The organism is Hydrogenophaga sp. 70-12, assembly GCF_001897365.1.
GTDB classification, from domain to species: domain Bacteria; phylum Pseudomonadota; class Gammaproteobacteria; order Burkholderiales; family Burkholderiaceae_C; genus Hydrogenophaga; species Hydrogenophaga borbori.
The window spans coordinates 1-5,867 of the sequence record NZ_MKSS01000387.1 but is presented as its reverse complement, the minus strand read 5'-3'; the positions used below and the strand labels follow the sequence as shown (position 1 = coordinate 5,867).

General features: G+C 72.7%; 5 protein-coding genes. 3 read left to right on the top strand and 2 right to left on the bottom strand.

Annotated elements, in window-relative coordinates; genetic code table 11:
- Positions 1–271: 271 nt before the first annotated feature.
- Entirely contained in the window at positions 272–1,576 is a 1,305-nt protein-coding gene (locus BGO22_RS19950) for an NnrS family protein (RefSeq protein ID WP_286852267.1), read from the bottom strand.
- A 213-nt stretch (positions 1,577–1,789) separates the two neighbouring features.
- Between BGO22_RS19950 and BGO22_RS19945 the strand changes: the two genes are divergently transcribed.
- The gene (locus BGO22_RS19945; RefSeq protein WP_070398846.1) at positions 1,790–3,697 is read left to right on the top strand and encodes a type IV pili methyl-accepting chemotaxis transducer N-terminal domain-containing protein; all 1,908 of its coding nucleotides are present in this window, start codon (positions 1,790–1,792) and stop codon (positions 3,695–3,697) included.
- Complete coding sequence (locus BGO22_RS19940) at positions 3,694–4,386, top strand: response regulator (protein WP_070398845.1); 693 nt, start codon at positions 3,694–3,696, stop codon at positions 4,384–4,386. The genes BGO22_RS19945 and BGO22_RS19940 overlap by 4 nt, the downstream gene beginning before the upstream one ends.
- A 6-nt stretch (positions 4,387–4,392) precedes the next feature.
- Here the strand turns inward: BGO22_RS19940 and BGO22_RS19935 are convergent, their stop codons facing one another.
- Complete coding sequence (locus BGO22_RS19935; RefSeq protein WP_083293133.1) at positions 4,393–4,947, bottom strand: hemerythrin domain-containing protein; 555 nt, start codon at positions 4,945–4,947, stop codon at positions 4,393–4,395.
- 157 nt (positions 4,948–5,104) lie between these two features.
- On the opposite strand from BGO22_RS19935, the gene BGO22_RS19930 reads away from it, so the two are divergent.
- On the top strand, positions 5,105–5,867 hold a 763-nt coding region (locus BGO22_RS19930; protein WP_286852266.1), incomplete at its 3' end, for an MFS transporter.

Below are 5,867 nucleotides of genomic sequence, written 5' to 3'. Positions count from 1 at the left end.
CCGCGAAATGCAGCTGCGCGATGTCGAGCAGGGTGCGCGCCAGCAGGTGCACCATGCCCGGGTCGTCGTCGACGATGAGGATCTTGTGGCGCCGGGGCGCCGGGTTCAGCGGGGATGGCGTCATGGCGCGCTCCAGGGGCGATCGGAAAGGTCCGGGCCTGCGCCAGGCGCGTGCCCTGCCGGGTTTTCGGCGGTTGGCCGGCGTTCTTGAGCGACCGGGCCACGCCGCCCGTCAATGGTGCCACGGCGGGGCCCCCGTGCGGGGGCGGGCTCAGCCCGGGCGCCCATCCGGTCGGGGCTGCCCGTACCAGCGCAGCAGCCGCAGTCCCCAAGGCCCGACCGCCAGCAGCCACAGCCCGGCGGTGGCGGCGGTCAGGCCGCCCACCCAGGCCGGTGGCGCCACCGCCGCGGCGATGCGCAGCAGCGTCGCCAACTGCAGCAGCAGGAAGGCGGACCAGGACAGGCGATCGGCCACCAGCGCGCGGCCGCCGTGGCCACAGGCCACCCGCGTGACCATGGCCAGCATGAGCGAGCCCAGGAACCCCATGGTGGTGGCGTGCAGCGCCGCCAGCGGCGCCACGGGCGCGCCGCCGATCCATGCCCAGATCTGCCCGAGGCCGTCGATCGACAGCCCCAGGCCCAGCCAGACGAAGCCCAGGTGGAGCATCGCCAGCAGGCGGATCGCCAGGCTTTGCACCAGGCCCCACACGAAGGCCAGCCACAGCAGCACGAAGCCGGCCACCAGCAGCGCGAAGCCCTCGAAGGCGCCCCAGGCGGTGGCGTCCAGGCCCGCCCAGGTGAGCCAGGGCCCCAGGGTCTTGAGTGCCACCGTGGCGACCAGGACATACAACACCCACATCGGCCGCCACAGCCGCACCAGCGGCAGGGCGCTGGAGGTGAAGAAGGGCACCATGCGGTGCACGACCGTCACGTAGACCAGCGCCACGAAGCCCCACAGCCCGGTGTGCAGCCAACGCCGCGCGGCCTCGGGATCGTCGTGTCCCACGCCCCAGGCCAGGCCCAGCAGCGTGAGCGCGCCCACGGCCCAGCCCAGCGCGACCAGCCGGGCGTGCACGGTGTCGTCGGCGTCGCTGGCGCGCAGCAGCCCCAGGAAGCGCGCGCCGGCCAGCGCCTGCCCGGCGGCGGCCAGCAGCAAGGCCAGCACCGCCAGCCGGACCGACAGATGGACACCGAGCAGCCACAACGGCCAGGCCAGGGCCTGCAGCGCCACCGCGGGCAGCACGGCGCGCGCCGCGGGCCCGTCCACGCCCAGCCACTTGGGGCCGGCCGTGAACAGGAAGCCGGTGAAGAACAGCGGCATGAAGCCATGCACCATGAGCGCGCCATGCCCCAGGCTGGGCGACACCGCCAGCGGCCCCGCCGGCAGCCAGCCGAGCCGGGCGCACTGCACCCACAGCCACCACAGCGAGCCCAGTACCAGCACCGCGGTGGCGCCGGCGAAGGCCAGCCGGTGCGGCGCCCGCATCAGGTGGACGGGGCGCCAGCGCAGGGCGGCCGGTTCGAGCGGTGCCGGCCGGGCGGCGGCCAGGGGGATGGGGCGGGGAGCGTGTGCCATGGCGGGGCGCGGTCAAGACAGGGAAGGGGCCGGCCGTGCGGGCCGGCCGACCAGGACACTGTGCCGCCGACGGGTGCGCTCCACCATCCTTCCGTGGAAGGTGCCCCGCGCCCGCCATCCTCCGGAAGAACGATGGCCCGGCCACGACCCCGGCGGTGCGTGGACAGCGCGCGGGGCCGGGCCGACAATGCCAAGGCACCCTTTGCTGTCACCATGCCTTCCGTTGCCCGAGCCTGGCCTCGCCAGCTCTCCACCAAGTTCGTGCTCATCGGCCTGGCGCTGCTGCTGCTGGCGCTGCTGTCCATCGGCCTGACGATGTGGGTCACGCGCCAGATCGAAGGCGGCGCGGCCGCGGTCAACGAGGCCGGGCGCCTGCGCATGCAGGCCTGGCGCCTGGCCAGCGCCTGGCAGGGCGGGCGCGATCCCGCCCAGGTGCCCCTGCTCGTGGCCGAGGTCGACCGCACGCTGGCGCTGCTCGACCAGGGCGACCCGCAGCGCCCGCTGGCCGTGCCCTGGAGCGAGGCCAGCCGAGGGCATTTCGCCGATATCCAGGGACGGTGGGAGGCCCTGCGTCCGCTGTGGACCGCCCCGGGCGACGCCGGGCGCGAGGCCACGGCGCTCACGGCGCGCATCGACGGCCTGGTCGAACGCATCGACGCCCTGGTGCGCGCCATGGAATCCACCATGGCGCGCTACACGGCGGTGCTCAACCTGTTCCAGTTCGTCATGATGGCCATGGCGGTGGCCGCGGCCGTGGTCTCGCTCTATGTGGGCCAGCTGTTCGTGATCCACCCTCTCAAACGGCTGCGGGCCGGCCTGCGCCAGATCGAGGCGGGCGACTTCACCGCGCGCGTGGAGGTGGACTCGCACCAGGAGTTCGCCGAGCTGGCGGCCGGGTTCAACCACATGGCGCAGACCCTGCAGGGGCTGTACCACGGCCTGGAGCGGCAGGTGCAGGCCAAGACGCGCGACCTCGAGGCCAAGCGCGCGCGCCTGGCGGCGCTGTACGAAGTGAGCTCGCTCATCGTCAACGCGCGCACGCTCGATGAACTGGCGCGCGGCTTCGCGCGCAAGCTGCGCGCCGTGAGCGGCGCCGACGCGGTGGCCATCCGCTGGAGCGACGAGGGCTCGCGGCGCTACTTCATGCTCGCCAGCGACTGCCTGCCCCAGCAGCTGGTGGAAGACGAGCGCTGCCTGGAGGCCGGCGAGTGCGCCTGCGGCCAGCCCGCGGCCACGGCGCGCACGCGCGTGATCCCCATCGCCACCGCCGAAGACCGGCGCCTGGGCGGTTGCGCGCAGGAGGGCTACGTCTGCCTGATCGGCATACCCATTCGTCACCAGGCGTACCTGCTGGGCGAAGTGAACCTGTTCTATCGCCATGAAGCCCTGCTGGGCGAGGACGACCGCGGCCTGTACGACGCGCTGGCGGGCCACCTGGCCAATGCGGCCGAGAACCTGCGCGTGCAGGCCCTGCTGCGCGAAGCCGCGGTGAGCGAGGAGCGCGGCCTGCTCGCGCGCGAGCTGCACGACTCCATCGCGCAGGCGCTGTCCTTCCTGAAGATCCAGGTCGCCTTGCTCAAGGCCGCCGTGCAGCGGGGCGACGAGGCCGCGGTGCCGGCCATCATCGAGGAGATCGAGGCCGGTGTGCGCGAGAGCACCAACGACGTGCGCGAACTGCTGGTGCACTTCCGGACCCGCACGCCCGATGGCGACATCGAGGACGCGCTGCGCACCACGCTGCGCAAGTTCGAGCTGCAAAGCGGCCTGAACGCGCGCCTGGACCTGCAGGGCCATGGCGTGGCCCTGCCGCCGGACACCCAGCTCCAGGTGCTGCATGTGGTGCAGGAGGCGTTGTCCAACGTGCGCAAGCACGCCGGCGCGAGCGAGGTGTCGGTGGGCGTGCAGCGCGGGCCGCGCTGGCGCTTCACCGTGCGCGACAACGGCCAGGGTTTCTCGACCGACGGCGCGCGCGACGCCGACACCCACGTGGGCCTGCACATCATGCGAGAGCGCGCCCAGCGCATCGGCGCGCGGGTCGAGGTCCAATCCCGCCCCGGCAGCGGAACCGAGGTGTCGCTCGACGTGCCCGCCCCCGCCGCGGATCTGCCCGCCATGCCATGAGCGAGCCGGTCATTCGCCTTCTCGTGGTCGATGACCACCAGCTGTTCCGCCGCGGCCTGATGGCCCTGCTGGCGCAGGAGCCCGGCTTTTCGGTGGTCGGCGAGGCCGGCGACGCCACCGCGGCGATGGGCCTGGCGGCCCGGCTGCGGCCCGACCTGGTGCTGCTCGACAACCACATGCCCGGCGTCACCGGCGTCGACGCGATCGCCGCGCTCAAGACCGCCGCGCCCGAGGCGCGCGTGCTCATGCTCACCGTGAGCGAGAACGAAAGCGACCTCGCGCGCGGCTTGCGCGCGGGCGCCGACGGCTACCTGCTCAAGACCATCGACACGGCCGACCTCGCGGCCTCCATCCGGCGGGTGTTCGAGGGCGATTCGGTCATCAGTCCCGAGATGATGGGCAAGCTGGTGGGCCTGCTGCGGCGCGGGCCGGCGCAGCACGAGGCGGGCGCGCCAGCGCCCGCGCCGCTGGAGCCGCCGCCGTCCGACCCGATCCACTCCCTCTCGCCGCGCGAGCGCGAGATCCTGCGCCTGATCGCGCGCGGCGACAGCAACAAGCACATCGCGCGCGCCCTCGACATCGCCGAGACCACGGTGAAGATCCATGTGCAGCACATCCTGCGCAAGCTCGAACTGAGCAACCGCGTGCACGCGGCGGTGTACGCCACCGAGCGCGGACTGCTGGCCTGAACCGCTTCAGGGCGCGGCAATGCCTCGTCGCGCGCGCATGGCGGCGCCGATGCGCGCGAGCGCGGCGCCATCGAGCAGCCGCTCGGCCATCGGCAGCAGCTCGGCCTCTTCGCGCTCGATGTGCCGCTCATACGCGGCGATGAACGCCTCGGCCATGGCCTGCGACAGCGCCGCGCCGTCGCCGCCGCGCACGCCCTCCAGCCCGGCCTCCAGGGGCCGCCACAGGTTCTCGAGCGCGCGGTGCTCCAGCGCCAGCGCCTGCGTGAGCCGCAGCACCGCGTCGCGTTCGGCGTCGTGCGCCGCGTCCCGCAGCGCCGGAAACAGGTCGGCCTCCTCGTCCGCATGGTGGTGCGGCGCGGCCTGGCGGAAGTAGCGCAGAACGGCCTCGGCCGCTTCCACGGCGCCGCGGTCCGCGCCGTGGCGCGGCAGGTGCCCGCACAGGCGCCGCAGCGTCTCGCACTGCGCCTGCACGCGGCCGTGGCAAGCCGACAGCATTTCCAGCGGCACTTCGGTGGTGGCGGTGTCCCGGGCCTGACCGGGCAGGGCGATGCGCATGACCATGGCGCATCCTAGGCCCGCGGGGCCGCTGTGGACCGGGCATAGCTCTTTGGGAGGATGCCAGGGTCCTTCTTCCGGGAGGCCGCCATCGCTCATGCGCAGGATGTTGCGAACGCCGCGGCGCCAGCACAGTGGCCGGCATGGTCAAGGGAGCGATCTCATGAACGGCGACACCGCAAGAACCCGCCAAGCCTGGTCCGTGCTGATCGTGAGCACCTGGGCCTTCACCGTGTGCTTCATGGTCTGGATGATGTTCGGCGTGATCGGCATCCCGATCCGGCAGATGCTGAACCTCAACGCCACGCAGTTCGGCCTGCTCACGGCCACGCCGGTGCTCACGGGCTCGCTGGTGCGCGTGCCGCTGGGCATCTGGACCGACCGCTACGGCGGGCGCATCGTCATGACGCTGTTGATGGCGGCCACCGTGCCCGCCATCTGGCTCATGGCCTACGCCACGCAGTTCTGGCACTTCCTGGTCATCGGCCTGTTCGTGGGCCTGGCCGGCGGCTCCTTCTCGGTCGGCACGCCCTACGTGGCGCGCTGGTTTCCCAAGCAGCGGCAGGGCATGGCCATGGGGGTGTACGGCGCCGGCAACAGCGGCTCGGCGGTCAACAAGTTCGTGGCGCCGGTCATCCTGGTGGCCTTCGGCTGGCAGATGGTGCCGCAGGTGTACGCGGCCATCATGGCCGGCACCGTGCTGCTGTTCTGGCTGTTCAGCCACAGCGACCCGGCGCACCTCGTGCCCAACCAGGTGGGTTTTGCGCAGCAGCTCCAGGCGCTCAGGGACCCCCGGGTGCTCAAGTACTGCCAGTACTACAGCATCGTCTTCGGCGGCTACGTGGCGCTGGCGCTGTGGATGGTGCAGTACTACATCGGCGAGTACGGCCTGGACATCCGCCTGGCCGCGCTGCTGGCGGCCTGCT